This window comes from Mycobacterium sp. pV006, from assembly GCF_041287115.1.
GTDB lineage: Bacteria > Actinomycetota > Actinomycetes > Mycobacteriales > Mycobacteriaceae > Mycobacterium.
Genome location: NZ_JBGGKT010000002.1, coordinates 237,941 through 256,552, shown reverse-complemented (window position 1 = coordinate 256,552; position 18,612 = coordinate 237,941). Strand labels below are relative to the sequence as shown.

At 71.1% G+C, this 18,612-nt stretch carries 17 protein-coding genes; 12 read left to right on the top strand and 5 right to left on the bottom strand.

Going from position 1 to position 18,612, the window contains the following annotated elements; translation table 11 throughout:
- The first annotated feature begins 145 nt into the window (after window positions 1-145).
- Entirely contained in the window at window positions 146-1,096 is a 951-nt protein-coding gene (locus ACAG25_RS04495; protein ID WP_370487094.1) for an LpqN/LpqT family lipoprotein, read from the top strand.
- 74 nt (window positions 1,097-1,170) lie between these two features.
- Complete coding sequence (locus ACAG25_RS04490) at window positions 1,171-1,536, top strand: hypothetical protein (RefSeq protein WP_370487093.1); 366 nt, start codon at window positions 1,171-1,173, stop codon at window positions 1,534-1,536.
- Here ACAG25_RS04490 and ACAG25_RS04485 read toward each other — a convergent pair.
- On the bottom strand, window positions 1,523-2,137 hold the full coding sequence (locus tag ACAG25_RS04485; RefSeq protein ID WP_370487397.1) for a YqgE/AlgH family protein: 615 nt from the start codon (window positions 2,135-2,137) through the stop codon (window positions 1,523-1,525). The genes ACAG25_RS04490 and ACAG25_RS04485 overlap by 14 nt on opposite strands.
- Before the next feature lie 126 nt (window positions 2,138-2,263).
- Between ACAG25_RS04485 and ACAG25_RS04480 the strand changes: the two genes are divergently transcribed.
- The gene (locus ACAG25_RS04480) at window positions 2,264-3,553 is read left to right on the top strand and encodes an MFS transporter (RefSeq protein WP_370487092.1); all 1,290 of its coding nucleotides are present in this window, start codon (window positions 2,264-2,266) and stop codon (window positions 3,551-3,553) included.
- Between the two features lie 13 nt (window positions 3,554-3,566).
- On the opposite strand, the gene ACAG25_RS04475 is transcribed toward ACAG25_RS04480, so the two are convergent.
- A complete protein-coding gene (locus ACAG25_RS04475) occupies window positions 3,567-4,454 on the bottom strand; it encodes a formylglycine-generating enzyme family protein (protein ID WP_370487091.1) in 888 nt (295 codons plus the stop codon).
- Between the two features lie 80 nt (window positions 4,455-4,534).
- On the opposite strand from ACAG25_RS04475, the gene ACAG25_RS04470 reads away from it, so the two are divergent.
- Window positions 4,535-5,317 (top strand): TIGR03084 family metal-binding protein, encoded by a 783-nt coding sequence (locus ACAG25_RS04470; RefSeq protein ID WP_370487090.1) that lies wholly within the window; start codon window positions 4,535-4,537, stop codon window positions 5,315-5,317.
- 85 nt (window positions 5,318-5,402) lie between these two features.
- Here ACAG25_RS04470 and ACAG25_RS04465 read toward each other — a convergent pair whose 3' ends face one another.
- Window positions 5,403-5,903 (bottom strand): pullulanase, encoded by a 501-nt coding sequence (locus ACAG25_RS04465; RefSeq protein WP_370487089.1) that lies wholly within the window; start codon window positions 5,901-5,903, stop codon window positions 5,403-5,405.
- 15 nt (window positions 5,904-5,918) lie between these two features.
- The gene (locus tag ACAG25_RS04460) at window positions 5,919-7,370 is read right to left on the bottom strand and encodes a CCA tRNA nucleotidyltransferase (RefSeq protein ID WP_370487088.1); all 1,452 of its coding nucleotides are present in this window, start codon (window positions 7,368-7,370) and stop codon (window positions 5,919-5,921) included.
- Between the two features lie 85 nt (window positions 7,371-7,455).
- Here ACAG25_RS04460 and ACAG25_RS04455 point away from each other — a divergent pair, with 85 nt between their 5' ends.
- The 8 genes from ACAG25_RS04455 (at window position 7,456) to ACAG25_RS04420 (ending at window position 17,712) form a co-directional block, all read left to right on the top strand.
- Complete coding sequence (locus tag ACAG25_RS04455) at window positions 7,456-8,241, top strand: NUDIX hydrolase (RefSeq protein ID WP_370487087.1); 786 nt, start codon at window positions 7,456-7,458, stop codon at window positions 8,239-8,241.
- Window positions 8,238-10,631, top strand: a complete 2,394-nt coding sequence (locus ACAG25_RS04450) for a DUF6049 family protein (RefSeq protein ID WP_370487086.1) — start codon at window positions 8,238-8,240, stop codon at window positions 10,629-10,631. Before ACAG25_RS04455 ends, ACAG25_RS04450 begins: the two co-directional genes overlap by 4 nt.
- 103 nt (window positions 10,632-10,734) lie before the next feature.
- Window positions 10,735-14,043, top strand: a complete 3,309-nt coding sequence (murJ, locus tag ACAG25_RS04445; protein ID WP_370487396.1) for a murein biosynthesis integral membrane protein MurJ — start codon at window positions 10,735-10,737, stop codon at window positions 14,041-14,043.
- Window positions 14,044-14,097: 54 nt separating this feature from the next.
- Complete coding sequence (gene sigM / locus ACAG25_RS04440; RefSeq protein WP_370487085.1) at window positions 14,098-14,670, top strand: RNA polymerase sigma factor SigM; 573 nt, start codon at window positions 14,098-14,100, stop codon at window positions 14,668-14,670.
- Window positions 14,671-14,728: 58 nt separating this feature from the next.
- Window positions 14,729-15,001, top strand: coding sequence for a hypothetical protein (locus tag ACAG25_RS04435; RefSeq protein WP_370487084.1), 273 nt, complete (start codon window positions 14,729-14,731; stop codon window positions 14,999-15,001).
- 90 nt (window positions 15,002-15,091) lie between these two features.
- Window positions 15,092-16,087: a thioredoxin-disulfide reductase gene (trxB, locus tag ACAG25_RS04430; RefSeq protein WP_370487083.1), complete on the top strand. Its 996-nt coding sequence runs from the start codon at window positions 15,092-15,094 to the stop codon at window positions 16,085-16,087.
- Window positions 16,084-16,413: a thioredoxin gene (gene trxA, locus ACAG25_RS04425; protein ID WP_370487082.1), complete on the top strand. Its 330-nt coding sequence runs from the start codon at window positions 16,084-16,086 to the stop codon at window positions 16,411-16,413. The genes trxB and trxA overlap by 4 nt, the downstream gene beginning before the upstream one ends.
- 111 nt (window positions 16,414-16,524) lie before the next feature.
- The gene (locus tag ACAG25_RS04420) at window positions 16,525-17,712 is read left to right on the top strand and encodes an N-acetylmuramoyl-L-alanine amidase (RefSeq protein ID WP_370487081.1); all 1,188 of its coding nucleotides are present in this window, start codon (window positions 16,525-16,527) and stop codon (window positions 17,710-17,712) included.
- Here ACAG25_RS04420 and ACAG25_RS04415 read toward each other — a convergent pair.
- Window positions 17,654-18,454: an acetyltransferase gene (locus ACAG25_RS04415; protein ID WP_370487080.1), complete on the bottom strand. Its 801-nt coding sequence runs from the start codon at window positions 18,452-18,454 to the stop codon at window positions 17,654-17,656. The genes ACAG25_RS04420 and ACAG25_RS04415 overlap by 59 nt on opposite strands.
- Window positions 18,455-18,612: the final 158 nt, after the last annotated feature.

Genomic DNA, 18,612 nt, shown 5'->3' with positions numbered 1-18,612 from the left:
GGATGCGTCAGCGGTTGGTTCCAGCTCGATTCCAGGCCTGGCTCGGGTGCGCGCCGGGTGGATACATTCGTCGCCTGGCACGGGCCCGCACCGCCTGTGCCGCACAGGTTCACCGGGTCGGCAAGGTATGGGAGGAGTTCACTCGATGAGCGAAATCGCCCGCCGCTGGCGGGTTCTGGCTGGGGGTGTCGGGGCATGTGCCGCCGGCGTGGCCGGTGTGCTCGGGGTCACCTCGACGACGGCCACCGCGCAGCCCCTGCCGCCGGTACCGGTGCTGCCCGCCCCCGCTCCCGCTCCCGCCACGATCACCCAGACCGTCACCGTGACTCCCGGGGCAGCCGCCGCTCCGATGATCGAGCAGCGACCCCCGGTCACCGGCGGCGCCGCCGCGGTTCCGGCGGGGGTGACCGCGCCGGCGGTGCCGCCGCGGCCGCCGAGCACGATCACGCCGGCCACGTCCGGCACGCTGTCCGAGTTCTTCGCCGCCAAGGGCGTGACGATGGAGCCGCAGCACAGCCGTGACTTCCGCGCGCTGAACATCGTGCTGCCGATGCCGCGGGGCTGGCAGCACATCCCCGATCCGAACGTGCCCGACGCGTTCGCGGTGATCGCCGACCGCGTCGGCGGCAACGGACTGTATTCGTCGAACGCTCAGGTGGTCGTCTACAAGCTCATCGGGGCGTTCGACCCGAAGGAAGCCATCAGTCACGGCTTCGTCGACAGCCAGCAGCTGCCGGCGTGGCGCACCACCGACGCGTCGCTGGCCGACTTCGGCGGCATGCCGTCGGCGCTGATCGAGGGCACCTACCGCGAGAACAACATGACGTTGAACACCTCGCGCCGCCACGTCATCGCCGGCACGGGCACCGAGCACTACCTGGTGTCGCTGGCGGTGACGACGAGCGTCGACCAGGTCGTCGCCGCCGCCGACGCCACCGACGCGATCGTCAACGGTTTCAAGGTCGGGCTGCCGTCCGCGGCGCCGGCCGCCCCGCCGCCCGGCGCACCCCTGCCTCCCGCGCCCCTGCCCCCCGCACCGGCCCCCGCCGTCCCAGCGGTCGCCACCCCGGCCCAGGCCCTGGGTCTGCAGGGATAGACGACGTCGTCCCCCGGGCGAAGCCTGGCGCCCGGGGGACGGCGGCCCCACCCGAACCGCGTATCCTGCTGTCCATGCTGGTCGCCGCCGTGTTGTGTCTGTGCGGGGCCGCCGTGGCGGCCGCGTCGGGAGTCTGGTCGCTGACCCGGCGCCCCACCGGGGACTATGTCCACCAGGTGTTACGCGCGGTCGCACCCACCCAGTTGGCCGCCGCGGTGATGCTCGCCGCCGGCGCCGTGGCGAGCCTGTCGCTGCATGCGCCGATGTCCACGGTGATCCTCGCGGTGTGTGTCCTGGGTGCTGTCGGTACGGTCGCCGCGGGCTGCTGGCAGGCCGCCGCGTCGGTCGCGCGCCGGCAGGCCGCCACCGCGTCGTCGGCCGAGTGCGGGACCTCCGCGTGCGCCAGCTGCACGCTGTCGTGCGGAACTAGTTCCGGCTGAGGTCGATCGGGTGCGTGGCCAGCATGCTCAACGGCATGGGCTGGCGGCGCAGAATCCGCGCCCACAGGTCCACCTTCGGCTCGACCAGGACGTCTGACGGCAGCGCCGACAGCACGATCCAGTCGTCGCGTTCGATCTCGCCTTCGAGTTGCCCGATGGTCCAGCCGGAGTAGCCGGCGAAGATCCGCACGCCCTCGATCGCCGGGGCGATCAGATCCGGGTCGCCGTCGAGGTCGACCATCGCGATCCGGCCCTGGATGTGGCGCAGGCCCGGGATGGTGCGGGCGTCCAGTCCCACGCGGACCGCCGCCAGGCACAGCGCGGCGTCCCGCTTGACCGGTCCTCCGATGAACATCGTCTTGGGTTTGGTGGCGAGCTTGGCCCACTGCGGCAGCACGTTGTAGACGGCGGTCTCACTGGGACGATTGAGCACCACGCCGAGCGTCCCACCGTCGTTGTGTTCGACGACGTAGATGACGCTGCGCCGAAAGGTCGGCTCGAGCAGATCGGTGTTGGCCAACAGCAGGGTGCCCGCGCGTACACGGTGCGCGGCAGGCGCGACGTAGTCCTCCGGGTCCTCTGGCTGCCCCACGTTTCCCATCATGTCACCACCGCTGCGACGTGGTGGCGATCCGGCCGGTCCGATCGTCGGTATTTGTAGTCTGGTTCGGGTCAGGGGTGGTCGGTGGTATCCGTCTGTAGGCCGCCCGCCCCAACCTTCGAGGACGTGACCTCCGTGCCCGGACAACGAGTCGCCGCCGCGTGGCGCTCGGTGCGGGCGCTGCCGGACTTCCGCCGGCTGTTGGCCCTGCGTGCGGTCAGCCAGTTCGGGGACGGGTTGTTCCAGGCGGGGCTGGCCGGCGCGATCCTGTTCAACCCCGAACGGGCCGCCGAGCCGTGGGCCATCGCCACCGCGTTTGCGGTGCTGTTCCTGCCGTACTCGGTGCTGGGGCCCTTCGCCGGGGCATTGCTGGACCGGTGGGACCGCCGGCAGGTGATCATCGTCGCCAACTCGGCCCGCCTCGTGCTGGTGGTCGCGGTGGGGACGCTGCTGGCCGCCGGGGTGGCCGACGTGCCGATCCTGATCGGCGCGCTGGTGGCCAACGGGTTCACCAGGTTCGTCTCGTCCGGCCTGTCGGCGGCGTTGCCGCATCTGGTGCCGCGCGCACAGGTGGTCGCGATGAACTCGGCGGCCGCGGCGACCGGCGCGGTGGCGGCGTTCCTCGGTGCGAACTTCATGCTGCTGCCGCGCTGGCTGTTCGGCTCCGGGAACTCGGGGGCCGCGGTCGTGATCTTCTCGGTGACGCTGCCGGTGGGGGTGGCGCTATGGCTGTCGTGGCGCTTCCCACCGCACCTGCTGGGCCCCGACGCCAGCACCCGGGCGGTGCACGGCTCGGTCGGGTACGCCGTGGCGACCGGCTGGTCGCACGGCTTGCGCACGGTGCGGACGGTACGCAGCGTCGCGGCCACCCTCGGTGGGCTGGCCGCCCATCGGATGGTCTTCGGCATCAACACGTTGCTCGTGCTGGTCCTCGTCCGGCACAGCGGTGACGCCCTCGTCGTCGGGCTCGGGACGGCGGTGCTGTTCGTTGCGGCGACGGGTGGCGGCTCGTTCCTGGCCACGTTGCTCACGCCGGTGCTGGTGCGCCGTTGGGGTCGCTACGCCGTGCCGAACGCCGCGCTGGGGTGCGCCGCCGCGGTGCAGGTGTGCGCGGCCGGTCTGCAGCTGCCCGTGATGGTGGTCTGCGGGTTCCTGCTCGGCGCTTTCGGCCAGGTGGTCAAGCTGTGCGCGGATTCGGCCATGCAGATCGACGTCGACGACGCGTTGCGTGGCCACGTGTTCACCGTCCAGGACGCGGTGTTCTGGATCGCGTTCATCGCCGCGATCGCCGGGGCCGCCGCAGTCATCCCGCCCGACGGGCACGCACCGGCGCTGGTGTTCGCGGGCAGCGTGGTCTATCTCGCCGGTCTGGCCGTGCACGCCGGTGTGGGCCGCACGTCGGCTCGGCGGCGTTGACCACCGCGCGATATCAGGCGACGCAGCGGAAACCGATGTGGGTGGTGGCGCTGTCCTGGGACTGCGGTGAGCGCGCCGCCGGCCGGTACCGATGGCAGTACTCCGGCGCGCACAGATGTGAGCCGCCCTTGAGGGTCTGGTTGACGGCGGGGTCGGCGTCGCGGACCGGCGTCGGGCAGCACCCCTGCTGCGGCTGGTCGAGGCGATGGTGGCCGAGATAGCGGGTGGTGGTCCACTCCCAGACGTTGCCGATCATGTCGTGCAGGCCGAATCCGTTGGGCGGGAACGTACCTACGGGCGAGGTGCCGACCCAGCCCGCCGCACCCTCGTTGCGGTACGGGAAGCGTCCCTGCCAGATGTTGGCCATCAACCGCCCGTCCGGCTGGACCTCGTCGCCCCAGGCGTAGGCAGCCGAAGATCCTGCACGGGCAGCGAACTCCCACTGCGCCTCGCTGGGCAGCCGACGGCCGGCCCACTCGGCGTACGCGGCCGCATCCGGGTACGCGATCTGCACCACGGGGTGGTCGGGACGGTCGTCGACGGCCGAGACCCCTGCGTCGGGATCCTGCGGGTACCGCCAGCAGGCCCCCGGCACCCAGGTCCACCACTGACGCCAGTCGCGCAGATTCACCGGCCCCTCGGTGGGCCGGAACACCAACGCGCCGGGCAGCAGATCGCCCGCCGGGACCCCGGGGAAGTTCTTCGGGTCGAGCGCGCGTTCGGCGACGGTGACGTATCCGGAGGCGGCGACGAAGTCCGCGTACTGGGCGTTGGTCACCGGGTGGCGCTCGATGGCGAACGGCGCCACCGTCGCGGTGTGCACCGGCGCCTCCTCCGGATAGAAATCGATCGACCCCATCCGAAACGAACCGCCGGGCAGGTCGACCAGTTCGGTCAGCATCCTCCCAGGCTAGGACCCCTCCCTCGCGCGGACGGCGCAACGGTGCCTCGCAGGGTGCCGGCGCGCGGATAATGTGGCGCATGGCCGAGTTGGAGTCGCTGATCGCCGATCTCCGCGCCGAGAGCGCCTCGCTGGATGCGCTGGTCGCCGACCTACCGGCAGCTGACTGGGGAACCGCCACCCCGGCTCCCGGATGGACGATCGCCCACCAGATCGGACACCTGCTGTGGACCGATCGGGTGGCGCTGACCGCGGCCACCGACGAGGCCGCCTTCGCCGATGTGCTCGCCGACGCGGGCCGTCACCCGACGGGCTTCGTCGACGCCGCCGCCGAGGAACTGGCCGCCTTGCCGCCCGCGCGGCTGCTGTCCGACTGGCGCGCGGCGCGCTCCGCGCTGCACGACGCGTTGTCCGCCGTGGCACCGGGACGCAAGTTGCCGTGGTTCGGGCCGCCGATGGGCGCGGCCTCGATGGCGACCGCGCGGCTGATGGAGACCTGGGCGCACGGCCTCGACGTCGCCGACGCGCTCGGCGTCACCCGCGTGCCGACCGCGCGCCTGCGGTCGATCGCCCATATCGGTGTGCGCACCCGCGACTTCGCCTTCACGGTGCACGGGCTGACCCCGCCGGAGCAACCGTTTCACGTGAAACTGACTGCGCCGCAAGGGTCGTCGGAACCGGAATGGACGTGGGGGCCGGAGGACGCCGAGCAGCGCGTCGTCGGCTCGGCCGAGCATTTCTGCATGCTGGTCACCCAACGACGTCCCCGCGCGGCACTCGACGTGGAGGCCGTCGGCGCCGATGCGCAACGCTGGCTGGGCATCGCGCAGGCGTTCGCCGGACCGCCGGGCAAGGGTCGCTGACGTTCGACGCGCGGTCGACAGCGCCGAGCGCGCCCGAAATGCTGCTCGACGGCGGCGTGTCGGGCGACGAACACGCGCGCTCGCGTCACGGGGTGGCGGCGCTGTCGGCGCGGCCGTCGCCGTCGGAGTCGGTGAGCACCACGTCCCAGCGGCCGTCGGCGTCGGTGTCCACCCACGCCTGCCCGGTGCCGAACGCCCGATCGGCCAGCCCGTCCCCGTCGTGGTCGACCAGTCGTTCGGCGACCACGCCGTCACCGTCGAGGTCGACCGCGGACTCGGTGGCCGGATGTTCGACTCCATCGAGACCCAGCCAACGCAACGGCGCTGCGCGCTCGGCGGCCACCGACCACGTTCCGGTGCCGTCGTCGGTGAACCACGACTCGGCGAGGCCGTCATCGTCGTCGTCGATCATCGCGAGTTCGGCGGTGTCATCCCCGTCGCGGTCGGCGAACACGTCGTCGAGCAACCCGTCGCCGTCGATGTCGGTGCCGTACCCGTCGAGGACGCCGTCACCGTCGGTGTCGATACCGGGCGCGACGGTCCAGATCTGCGCCGCGCCGTCCGGTCCCCCCACGCAGTAGTCCATACCGGTTCAGACGCACTACCCCTGCTGCCGGTTCCACCACGCGACGAGTTCCTCGACCGCTTCCTCGCGACTCAGCGGCCCGCGGTCCAGCCGGAGTTCCTTGAGGTGGTTCCACGCGCGGCCGACCAACGGCCCGGCCGGGATGCCGAGGATCTCCATGATCTCGTTGCCGTCGAGGTCCGGCCGTACCCGGGCCAGGTCCTCCTTGGCCGCCAGCTCCTCGATCCGGCGTTCCAGATCGTCGTAGTTGGCCTGCAGCCGGGCCGCCCGGCGCTTGTTGCGGGTGGTGCAGTCCGCACGCACCAGCTTGTGCAGCCGGCTCAGCAGCGGCCCGGCGTCGGTGACGTAGCGCCGCACCGCCGAGTCGGTCCAACGGCCGTCGCCGTACCCGTGGAACCGCAGGTGCAGGTACACCAGCTGCGACACGTCGTCGATCATCTGCTTGGAGTACTTCAGCGCGCGCATCCGCTTGCGGGCCATCTTCGCGCCGACGACCTCGTGGTGATGGAAGCTGACCCCGCCGTCGGGTTCGAGGCGGCGGGTCGCGGGCTTGCCGATGTCGTGCAGCAGCGCAGCCCAGCGCAGCACCAGGTCGGGGCCGGAGTCCTCGAGGTCGATCGCCTGCCGCAGCACCGTCAGCGAGTGCTGGTAGACGTCCTTGTGCTGGTGGTGTTCGTCGATCGCCATCCGCATCGCGCCGACTTCCGGGAGCACCACGTCGCCGAGGCCGGTGGCCACCATCAGGTCGATGCCCGCGACGGGATCTGCGCCGAGCAGCAGTTTGTCCAGTTCGGCGGCCACGCGTTCGGCGGTGATCCGGCCCAGCTGCGCAGCCATCTCCTCCAGCGCGCGGCGTACCCGCGGCGCCACCGTGAAACCGAGCTGCGAGACGAAGCGCGCCGCACGCAGCATCCGCAGCGGGTCGTCGCCGAACGACACCTCCGGCTCCGACGGGGTGTCGAGCACGCCGGCGCGCAGCGCCGACAACCCGTCGAGCGGGTCGAAGAACTCCCCCGGTCCCTGCGCGGTCACCGCCACGGCCATCGCGTTGACGGTGAAGTCGCGGCGCACCAGGTCGTCGGCGAGGTTGTCGCCGAAGCGGACCTGCGGGTTGCGGGACTGCTGGTCGTAGCTGTCGGCGCGGAAGGTGGTCAGCTCCAGCCGGTCGCCGTTCTTGCCGACGCCCAGGGTGCCGAACTCGATGCCGGTGTCCCACAGCGCGTCGGCCCATCCGCGCAGGAAGCGCTGCATCTGCTCGGGTCGCGCGTCGGTGGTGAAGTCCAGGTCGGTGCCCAATCGGCCCAGCAGTGCGTCCCGCACGCTGCCCCCGACCAGATACAGCTGGTGCCCGTTCTCGGCGAACAGAGCGCCGAGCTCGGCGAGGACGCCGGCGTGCCGGTTCAGAGAAATCTGAGCGGCGGCCAGCAGTTCCACGTCGGAACGGCGATCTCGGGCAGGGTCGGACACGTCCGGTGAGCCTACTGGTCACAGGCATGTCACCGACCGGCGAGTGTCGCGTTGACGGCCGTTCATGACAGCTAATATCGCTGGGGTGTCGGAAGGCGAGCAGCCCAGAGCACGCCGGCGCCGAGGGCGGCGGCGCGGTCAACGGGCGGCAGGCGCGGCGTCGGTGGGCACCGAACAGCAGCGCGCGCAGAACCCGCCCGCCGCGGCCAAGACCGGCGGCGACCCGAACACCCGCAACGCCAAATCGCAGAAGCCCCGGCCCCGCCGCGCCCCCGACCGGTTGCGCACCGTGCACGAGACCTCGGCCGGCGGCCTGGTCATCGACGGCCTCGACGGGCCCAAGGACCGGCAGGTCGCCGCGTTGATCGGGCGCATCGACCGGCGCGGACGCATGCTGTGGTCGCTGCCCAAAGGGCACATCGAGATGGGTGAGACGGCCGAACAGACCGCGATCCGCGAGGTCGCCGAGGAGACCGGCATCCAGGGTGACGTGCTCGCCGCGCTCGGCAGCATCGACTACTGGTTCGTCACCGAGGGGCGCCGCGTGCACAAGACCGTGCACCATTATCTGATGCGTTTTTCCGGTGGAGAGCTGTCCGACGAGGACGTCGAGGTCAGCGAGGTGGCGTGGGTCCCGGTCCGGGAGCTGCCGTCCCGACTGGCCTACGCCGACGAACGCCGGCTGGCCGAGGTGGCCGACGAGTTGATCGACAAGCTGCACGCCGACGGCCCCGATGCGCTTCCCCCGCTGCCGCGCAGCGCCCCACGGCGCCACGGGCAGACGCACTCGCACGCGCGCCACGTCAAGCCCGGCGGTTCCGCTCAAACCCCACCCGGCCGGCGGACGAACGGCTGCGGTCAAGGACCGTGAGCAGGCCGCTGGCGCGACTGCTCGCCGCGGTCGTCGCGCTGCTGTTGGCGATCGCGCCGACGGTGGGCGCCCCGGGCACGGCCGCGCAACCCGGAACCCGCCAGTTCCTGCAGATCCACGTCGACACCGTCACCCCTGATCTGGTCACCACCACCAGCGATCCGCTGGTCTCGGTCACCGGCACGATCCGCAACGTCGGGGACCGGTCGGTGCGCGACGTCGTGGTGCGCCTCGAACGCGCCGACCCGGTGGACACCTCCACCGGGTTGCGCACCGATCTGACCGGCAATGTCGACCAGTACCAGCCGGTCGCCGACTTCATCACCGTCGCACCGGAACTCACGCGCGGCCAGGAGGTGCCGTTCCGGCTGACGTATCCGCTGCGGGCCGGGGCGCAGTCCCTCGACGTCGATGCGCCGGGCGTGTACCCGGTGATGGTCAACGTCAACGGCACTCCGGACTACGGCGCACCCGCCCGCCTCGACGACTCCCGGTTCCTGCTACCCGTTCTCGGTGTCCCGCCCGAGGAGGAGTCCGAGACCAGCGCACTGGAGTCGGCCGTGCCGCCCGACATCACCCGACCGGTCGGGATGACGGTGTTGTGGCCGCTGGCCGATCGGCCCCGGCTGGCCGCGGGCGCGCCCGGGGGCACCACGCCGATCCGGCTGATCGACGACGACCTGGCGGCCTCGCTGGCCCCCGGGGGACGGCTGGACGCCATGCTCTCGGCGATCGACTTCGCCACCAGCGCTCCGGTGGATCCCGACGGTGAGCTGACCCGGGCGGTGTGCTTGGCCGTCGACCCTGATCTGCTGGTCACGGTCAATGCGATGACCGGCGGCTATGTGGTCAACGACGGCTCGGACTCCGGGCGCGGCACCGCGACCCGTCCCGGCGCCGGCCAGCAGGCCGCCGTCGACTGGCTGGCGCGCCTGCGGGCGGTGGCCGCCCGGTTGTGCGTCACCCCCACCACGTACGCCCAGGCCGATCTCGACGCGCTGCACCGGGTCGGGGACCCCGGCCTGTCGCACATCGCCACCACCGGCGCCGCCGAGATCGTCGACCAGATCCTCGGCATCGCCTCCACCCGCGGTGTCACCGTCGTCGGCGACGGCCCACTGACCGCCGCGTCCGTGGAGCTGCTCTCGGCTCAGGGACCGACGGTGGCGATCAGCGCGGCCGACCTCGCCGACAGCGCCGACGACACGACCATCGCGCCGCAGACGGCCACCGTCACCCCGGTGCGCTACACCCCCAACCTGGTGAACGCCCCGTTCGACCCCGCCATCGGGGCCGCGCTGGCCAGCCTTGGCCGGTCCCCGGAGTCCCCCACGTATCTCGGTGCGGCGCTGGACATTCCGCTCAAACAGGACTCGGCGGTCGCGCGGCGCCAGGATGCGCTCGGCTCGCTGCTGTGGCCCAGCCTCAATCCCGACGTGACGCCGCGCACCCAGCTGGTGGTGCCGCCCGTGATGTGGGATCTGACCGGCGACGACGCCACCGCGGTGCTGGGGGCGGTGCGCACGGCGATCCGCGCCGGCCTGGCCGCGCCGCGCACCCTGCGCACGGTGATCGACGAGGCCGCCGCGGTGCACGGCACCGCTCCCACACCCGACGGGGCTGCGGGCAACCCGCGCGGCCGCTTCGACGACGCGGTGGTCTCGGGTATCGCCGCGACCACGGGCCGGCTGTGGGGGCTGACCGCGGCCCTGACCACCGACGAACGCACCGGCCTGACCGGCGTGGGCTACACCGCCCCCCTGCGTGAGGACATGCTGCGCGCGCTGAGCCTGTCGGTGCCGCCGAATGCCCGCATCGGTCTGGCCCAGCAGCGGCTGACCACGGTCAGCAGCACCGTCGAGGACCTGTTCAACGCGGTCACCATCGTCAACCCGGGCGGTTCCTACACCCTGGCCACCGAACGCAGCCCGCTCCCGCTGGCGTTGCGCAACGACCTGCCGGTCCCCATCCGGGTGCGGCTGGACATCGACGCGCCGCCCGGGATGACCGTCACCGACATGGGCGAGATCGTGCTCCCGCCGGGTTTCCTGCCGCTCAAGGTGCCCATCGAGGTGCATTTCACCCAGCGCGTCGCCGTCGACGTGGCGCTGCGCACCGCCAACGGGCTGCCGCTGGGCGAACCCGCACGCCTGTCGGTGCACTCCAACGCCTACGGCAAGGTGCTGTTCATCATCACGCTGTCGGGTGGCGCGGTACTGGCGCTGCTGGTCGGCCGCCGGCTGTGGCACCGCTTCCGCGGCCAGCCCGACCCAGCCGACCTGGACCGACCCGACCCCATCGAGGTCGCGCTGGCCTACGACGACGACCCAGCAGACGACGCCGCGCGGCGCCGGCACACCACCACCTCCCCCGGCGGCGGCGGTGACTGACCCGGTCCAACCCGCCCGCGGAAGCGCTGCCCATCCCGCCGCGGGCGCGGCGCAAGCCCGCGAGGAACTGTCGGACTCCGCGGTGGTGTCCCGCTCGTGGGGCATGGCCATCGCCACGCTGGTCAGCAGGCTCACCGGGTTCGCCCGGATCGTGCTGCTGGCGGCCATCCTGGGCGCCGCGCTCACCAGTGCCTTCACCGTGGCCAACCAGCTGCCGAACCTGATCGCCGCGCTGGTGCTGGAGGCCACCTTCACCGCGATCTTCGTGCCGGTCCTCGCCCGCGCCGAACGCGACGACCCCGACGGCGGGGCCGCGTTCATCCGGCGGTTGCTGACCCTGGCCACCACGCTGCTGCTCGCCGTCACTGTGATCTCCACCGTCGGCGCGCCGCTGCTGGTGGACCTCATGCTCGGGTCGGATCCGCAGGTGAACCGACCGCTGACCACCGCGTTCGCGTACCTGCTGCTGCCGCAGATCATCTTCTACGGCCTCTCGTCGGTGTTCATGGCAATCCTGAACACCCGCAACATCTTCGGCCCACCGGCGTGGGCGCCGGTGGTCAACAACGTGGTGGCCATCGCCACGCTGGCGCTGTACCTGGTGGTGCCGGGCGAACTGTCGATCGACCCGGTCGAGATGGGCAACGCTAAGCTGCTGGTGCTCGGCATCGGCACCACCCTCGGTGTGGTCGCCCAGGCCTTGGTGCTGTTCGTCGCCATCCGGCGGGAACGCATCAGCCTGCGACCGCTCTGGGGCATCGACGCCCGCCTGAAGAAGTTCGCGATGATGGCGCTGGCGATGGTGCTCTACGTGCTGATCAGCCAGGTCGGCCTGATCGTCGGCAACCAGATCGCCGCCGGCGCGGCCGCGTCCGGCCCGGCCATCTACAACTACACGTGGCTGGTACTGCAGCTGCCGTTCGGCATCATCGGCGTCACCGTGCTGACCGTGGTCATGCCCCGGCTGTCGCGCAACGCCGCGGCCGACGACGGGCCCGCCGTGCTGGCCGACCTGTCGCTGGCCACGCGGCTGACCATGATCACGCTGATCCCGGTCGTCGCGGTCATGACGGTCGGGGGCCCCGCGATCGGCACCGCCCTGTTCGCGTACGGCAACTTCGGTGCCGTCGACGCCGGCTACCTCGGCATGGCGATCACCCTGTCGGCGTTCACGCTGATCCCGTACGCGCTGGTGCTGCTCCAGCTGCGCGTGTTCTACGCCCGCGAGGAACCGTGGACACCGATCGCGCTGATCATCGTGATCACGATCGTCAAGATCGCGGCGTCGCTGGCCGCGCCGCACATGACCGACGACCCGGACCTGGTCGCCGGCTACCTCGGGTTGGCCAACGGGCTGGGCTTCCTCGCCGGGGCCACCGTCGGCTACGTGCTGCTGCGCAACCGGCTCGATCCGCCCGACGGTCGCCTCCTGGGCCTCGACGTGGTGCGCACCGTGCTGGTCACCATCGCGGCGTCGCTCGGCGCGGGTCTGATCGCCTACCTGGTCGACCGTCTGCTGGGCCTCGACGCGCTGACCGAGGCATGGGGCGGCGTCGGCTCGCTGCTCCGGCTGACCGTGCTCGGGTTGGTGATGACACCGATCATCGCAGCGGTGCTGGTGGGCGCCGACGTTCCCGAGGCCACCGCTGCGGCGGCCGCCGTCGTGCGCCGGTTGAAACGCCGGCCGGCACCGCTGACGTACCCTGAGCTACACCCCGACCGGAGGCGGAAAGGATCTGCCGTGAGCGACGAATACGCCGGCGGCTCTTCCCCGAGCCCGGAGACGCAACGTCTGTCGTCCCCGGGCACCGACACCGGCTCGGGGACCCGGCCGGACCATCCGCCGGCCGACGACTTCCAGCCCGACGTCCCGCCCACCGAGGTGCTGCCGTCGGCACCCACCCAGGGTCTCGACGTGGGCCCGGGCAACGAGGAGCCCCACCTCATTCCCGGCGCGACCCTGGCCAACGGTCGCTACCGCCTGCTGGTCTTCCACGGCGGCCCCGAACACCTGCAGTTCTGGCAGGCGCTCGACACCGCGCTGGACCGTCAGGTCGCGTTGACGTTCGTCGACCCCGACGGTGTGCTGCCCGCCCAGCGGGTCCAGGGCATCCTCGACCGCACCCAACGGCTGGGCAGCATCGACATGCCCGGCGTGGCCCGGGTGCTCGACGTCCTGCCGATCACGACCGGCGGACTGGTGGTCTCGGAGTGGATCCGCGGCGGCTCGCTGGCCGAGGTGGCCGAAACCGCGCCGTCACCGATCGGTGGGGCCCGGGCCATCCAGTCGCTGGCCGCGGTCGCCGAGGTGGCCCACCGCAACGGTGTGGCGCTGTCGGTCGACCACCCCGGCCGCATCCGCGTCAGCATCGACGGTGACGTGGCGCTGGCGTTCCCGGCCACCCTGCCCGACGCGTCCCCCGAGGACGACATCCGCGGCATCGGCGCGGTGCTCTACGCGCTGCTGGTCAACCGGTGGCCACTGCCCGAGACCGGCGCGCCGAGCGGGCTCGCGCCGGCCGAGCTCGACGCCGCCGGTCAGCCGGCCGAGCCGCGCAGCATCGACCGCGACATCCCGTTCCAGATCTCGGCCGCCGCCGCACACGCGGTGCAGGAGAACGGCGGCATCCGCAGCGCGCCCACGCTTCTCAACCTGCTCCAGCAGGCCACCGCGATCGCCGACCGCACCGACCACATCGCGCCCGTCGACGACCGCGCCGCCGCCCCCGACCCGCCGTGGACCGAGGACGCCGACCCGGAGGCCGAGGCCCGCCGCCGCAAGGGGCTGGTCATCGGACTGACCGTCGGCGCCGCGGTGGTGATCGTCGCGGTGGTGTTGCTGGCCACGGTGCTCAGCCGCATCTTCGGCGACGTCGGCAGCGGTCTGGGCGGGGACGCGCTGGGCCTCAACGCACCCTCGTCGACCCAGCAGCAGGACGACACCCAGCAGAGCGCCTCGGGTGCTGAGATCGAACCCGTTGGGGTGACCGTCTTTTCGCCCGGCGGCGGCGCCGACGCACCCGAGCTGGCCGAGCTGGCCATCGACGGCAACTCCTCGACGGTGTGGCCGACGGACACCTACACCGACGCGGTGCCGTTCCCGAACTTCAAGAGCGGGGTGGGCCTGATGCTGGAGTTGTCCGAGCCCGAGACCATCGGTTCGGTCACCATCAACCTGAACAGCACGGGCACCGCGGTGCAGATCCGGTCGTCGTCGTCGGCCTCCCCGTCGACACTGGACGCCACCACCGCGCTGACCGACCCGACCACCCTCAAGCCGGGCTCCAACACCATCGAGGTCGAGGACGCCGAGCCCACGTCCCACGTGCTGGTCTGGATCACCACGCTCGGGCAGGTCGACGGAGAGAGCCGCACCGACATCGCGGAGATCACGCTCAACGCGGCCTCCTGAGGCCCGCCGAAACTGGTGTGCCGAGACCCGTCGCGCCGCCGTTAGTGTTCGGCTGTGGGCATCTTCGGGGGACGACACACCGAGCGGCCGCGCAGCGACCGGGAGTTGCTCGCCGCGCACGTCGGCGGTGACCGGTACGCGTTCGAGGAGCTGTTCTACCGCCACCATCGTCGGCTCTACCGGCTCGCGATCCTGACCAGCAGGGACCCCCAGGATGCCGCCGACGCGCTGCAGGACGCGCTGTTGGCCGCCCACCGGGCCGCCGGCACGTTCCGCCACGACTCGGCGGTCAGTAGCTGGCTCTACCGCATCGTCGTCAATGCCTGCCTGGATCGACTGCGCCGCAACAAGTTCCACGGATACGAACAACTCCACGAGGAATCGGCGCGCACCCCCGACCCCACCACCGCCGTCGACACCGCGCTGACGGTGCACCGCGCGCTGCTGCGGTTACCGGTCGAGCAGCGTGCTGCCGTGGTCGCCGTCGACATGCAGGGATTCTCGGTGGCCGAAACCGCGCGCATGCTCGGCGTCGCCGAGGGCACGGTGAAGAGCCGCTGCGCGCGCGCCCGCACCAAGCTCGCCACCGCTCTGGAATTCCTGGCCACCGACAGCGCCGCCGAGTGACCCGCGCCGGTCGGCTCGGTTATCCTGCGAACCGATCGAGCAACCGACGGAGTGGGCCATGGACAGCGCGACCGGATCAGACCCTGCGCTGCCTCTGACCCCCGAGGTGCTGGCCGACCTGCAGGCCGGTCTGCTCGACGACGCCACCGCGGCCCACATCCGCCGTCGGGTCCGCGCCGATCCCCACGCCGCCGAGCTCCTGGCCGGGCTCGACGCCGCCCGCCGGGCGGTTGCCGACCTGGGCGCCGCCGACGCCCCCGACGTTCCCGCCGAGGTGGTGGAGCGCATCGGGCGCGCGCTGCGGCACGCCACCGACGAACGTTGCCGGTGACGCGCCGGATGTCTGCCTCGGAACACACCGGCCTACCCTGGTGTTGACCCAGCCGAAGGTCTCCCACTTGCCGCTGGCAGAAAGGTGCTCATGACTTCCTCCACCCCGGTTCACGACCTGATCATCATCGGCTCGGGTCCGGCCGGCTACACCGCAGCCATCTACGCCGCGCGCGCCCAGCTCAGCCCCCTGGTGTTCGAGGGCAGCCAGTTCGGTGGTGCGCTGATGACCACCACCGAGGTCGAGAACTACCCGGGCTTCCGGGAGGGCATCATGGGCCCCGAGCTGATGGACCAGATGCGCGAGCAGGCGCTGCGCTTCGGAGCCGACCTGCGCATGGAGGACGTGGACGCCGTCGACCTGACCGGCCCGGTCAAGACCGTCACCGTCGGCGACGAGACGCACTCGGCTCGCGCGGTCATCCTGGCCATGGGCGCAGCCGCACGCCAGCTGGGCGTACCCGGGGAGAGCGACCTGACCGGCATGGGCGTGAGCACCTGCGCCACCTGCGACGGCTTCTTCTTCCGCGACCAGGACATCGTGGTCGTCGGCGGCGGTGACTCGGCGATGGAGGAGGCGACCTTCCTGACGCGCTTCGCCCGCAGCGTCACCCTGATCCACCGCCGCGAGGAGTTCCGCGCCTCCAAGATCATGCTCGAACGTGCCCAGGCCAACGAGAAGATCACCTTCCTGACCAACACCGAGGTCGTCGCGATCGACGGCGATCCCAAGGTCACCGGCATCCGGCTCCGTAACACCGTCACCGGTGAGGAGTCCGAGCGGGCCGTCACCGGTGTGTTCGTGGCCATCGGTCACGATCCGCGCTCGGAACTGGTCCGCGGCCAGGTCGATCTGGACGACGCCGGCTACGTCGTGGTGGAGGGCCGGACCACCTACACCTCCATCGAAGGTGTCTTTGCCGCAGGCGATCTCGTGGACCACACCTACCGACAGGCCATCACCGCTGCCGGAAGTGGTTGTGCGGCTTCGATCGACGCCGAGCGCTGGCTGGCCGAGCATGCCGAGCCCGGCGAAAGAACCTCCACCACAACCGAAGACAGTGACCTGATAGGAGCGCATCAGTGAGCGATGCCAAAACGGTGACCGTGACCGACGATTCGTTCTCTACCGAGGTGCTGTCGAGCAGCAGCCCCGTGCTCGTGGACTTCTGGGCCACGTGGTGCGGGCCGTGCAAGATGGTCGCGCCGGTGCTCGAGGAGATCGCCGCGGAGAAGGCCGATGTGCTGCGGGTGGCGAAAATCGACGTCGATGAGAACCCGGCCACCGCGCGTGACTTCCAGGTCGTGTCGATCCCCACGATGATCCTGTTCAAGGACGGCGAGCCGGTGAAGCGGATCGTCGGCGCGAAAGGCAAAGCGGCGCTGTTGCGCGAGATCAGCGACGTGCTCTGACGTCACCGACAGTCGTCAGACACCTGTCTGTGACCGCACGGTTGCCATATTCGATGACTGTCGCGGGCCTGGGTTTTTCTGATTCCGTTGGCTGTCTGAGACAATCGGTCCATGTCGAGTCTGCGTCGCGGTGACCGCGGGGGTGCGGTCACCGAGATCCGGTCGGCCCTGGCGGCCCTCGGCATGATCGACGACGCGGAGTCCGACCTGACCACCGGAAGACATGTGGTGGCCGACCTGTTCGACGATGAGCTCGATCACGCCGTGCGCGCGTTTCAGCAGCACCGCGGCCTGTTGGTCGACGGCATCGTCGGTGAGGCGACGTTCCGTGCACTCAAAGAGGCCTCCTACCGGCTGGGGGCGCGCGTGCTCAACCACCAGTTCGGTGCGCCGATGTACGGCGACGACGTCGCCACCCTGCAGGCCAGGCTGCAGGACCTCGGCTTCTACACCGGCCTGGTCGACGGCCATTTCGGGCTGCAGACCCACAACGCCCTGATGTCCTACCAGCGTGAGTACGGCCTGTACCCGGACGGCATCTGCGGTCCGGAGACCCTGCGCTCCCTGTACTTCCTCGGCTCCCGCGTCACCGGCGGCTCTCCGCACGCCATCCGGGAAGAGGAACTCGTGCGCAGTTCCGGTCCGCGGCTGTCCGGCAAGCGCATCATCATCGATCCCGGCCGCGGCGGCACCGACCACGGACTGATCATGAACGGTCCCGCCGGCCCGATCAGCGAAGCAGAGATCCTGTGGGACTTGGCCAGTCGGCTCGAGGGCCGGATGACCGCGATCGGCATGGACACGTTCCTGTCCCGGTCGATGCATACCGCCCCGAGCGATGCCGAACGGGCCGCCACCGCCAACACCGTCGGTGCCGATCTGATGATCAGCCTCCGCTGCGAAACCCAGTCGAGCCCGGCCGCCAACGGGGTGGCGTCGTTCCACTTCGGCAACTCACACGGCTCGGTGTCCACCATCGGACGCAACCTGGCCGACTTCATCCAGCGAGAAGTCGTGGCGCGCACCGGATTACGTGACTGTCGGGTACATGGACGCACCTGGGACCTGCTCCGACTGACCCGGATGCCGACCGTGCAGGTCGACGTCGGCTACATCAGCAATCCGGACGACCGTGCCACTTTGGTGACCCCGTCGGCACGCGACGCGATAGCCGAGGGCATCCTCGCCGCCGTCAAGCGGCTCTATCTGCTGGGCAAAAACGACCGTCCCACAGGGACATTCACGTTCGCGGAACTGCTGGCCCACGAACTGGCCGTCGAGCAGGCTCGCCACAGCTGAGCGCAGCTCCCTGCCCGGCCCCTACCGGCTGTTCGAGCTGCGCGCTGAGCAGGAGCCGCTCCAGCGCCGCCTCCACGCCGGCCTTCCACCCCAGTCCCTGCTCGAGCTCCAGCCGCAGCCGCGGGAAATACCGGTGATGGGACACCACCTCGAACCCGGCGTCGAGGAGTAGGTCGCTGGCCAACACGCAATGGCCGACCGTGCACTCCCCCAGCACCGCCAGCACCGGACGGACCTCGTCGGGCACCGTCGCCGGTGCCTCCAACTCCTCCACTTCCGCGGTGCGACCGAAGGCCTCCAGTGCGCGCACCCCGCGGCGGACCAGGTCACCGATCACCGCGGTGATCAAGGTGCGGGTCAGACCCTCGGTGTCCTGGCCGGCCTCGATACCGAGCGTGGTCAGCAGGATCGCGTCGGCGCTCACCGGGCCGGTCGGGAACCGGGCCGCGCGCGGTACCGAGCGCGGTGGCGCATAGAACACGTATCCGAGGCACGGCTCGTCGTCCGAGGGCTCTTCCCCCGGCCGGTCGTCGTCGCCGCGGGCGCGGACCGCGACCTGACCGCAGGAACCCCACTCGAGCATGACCATCGACAGCCATGCTTCCTTCTCGAACTCCGGGTCAGCGAGGTGGTCTTCTCCCGGGAGCGTGGACGGGTCGACCTCCCAGTAGGTGCACCGCCGGGCATGCTTGGGTAGCTGCTCGAAGGACTCGAGTCGAAGAGGCGTGATGCGAGTGGTCACTACGCTCCCGGAGGTCTCCGCCGCGCCGAGCGGCGCGACTGCCACTCCAGGATAGAAGCCCGGCGCAACCGGGGCGTGATTCGCGCCCGGTCACGGTCGCCGTCCGAGGCCAGGAATGAATCGCGTTGTCGCTCAGCAGTTTTGACGCAGGAAGCGCT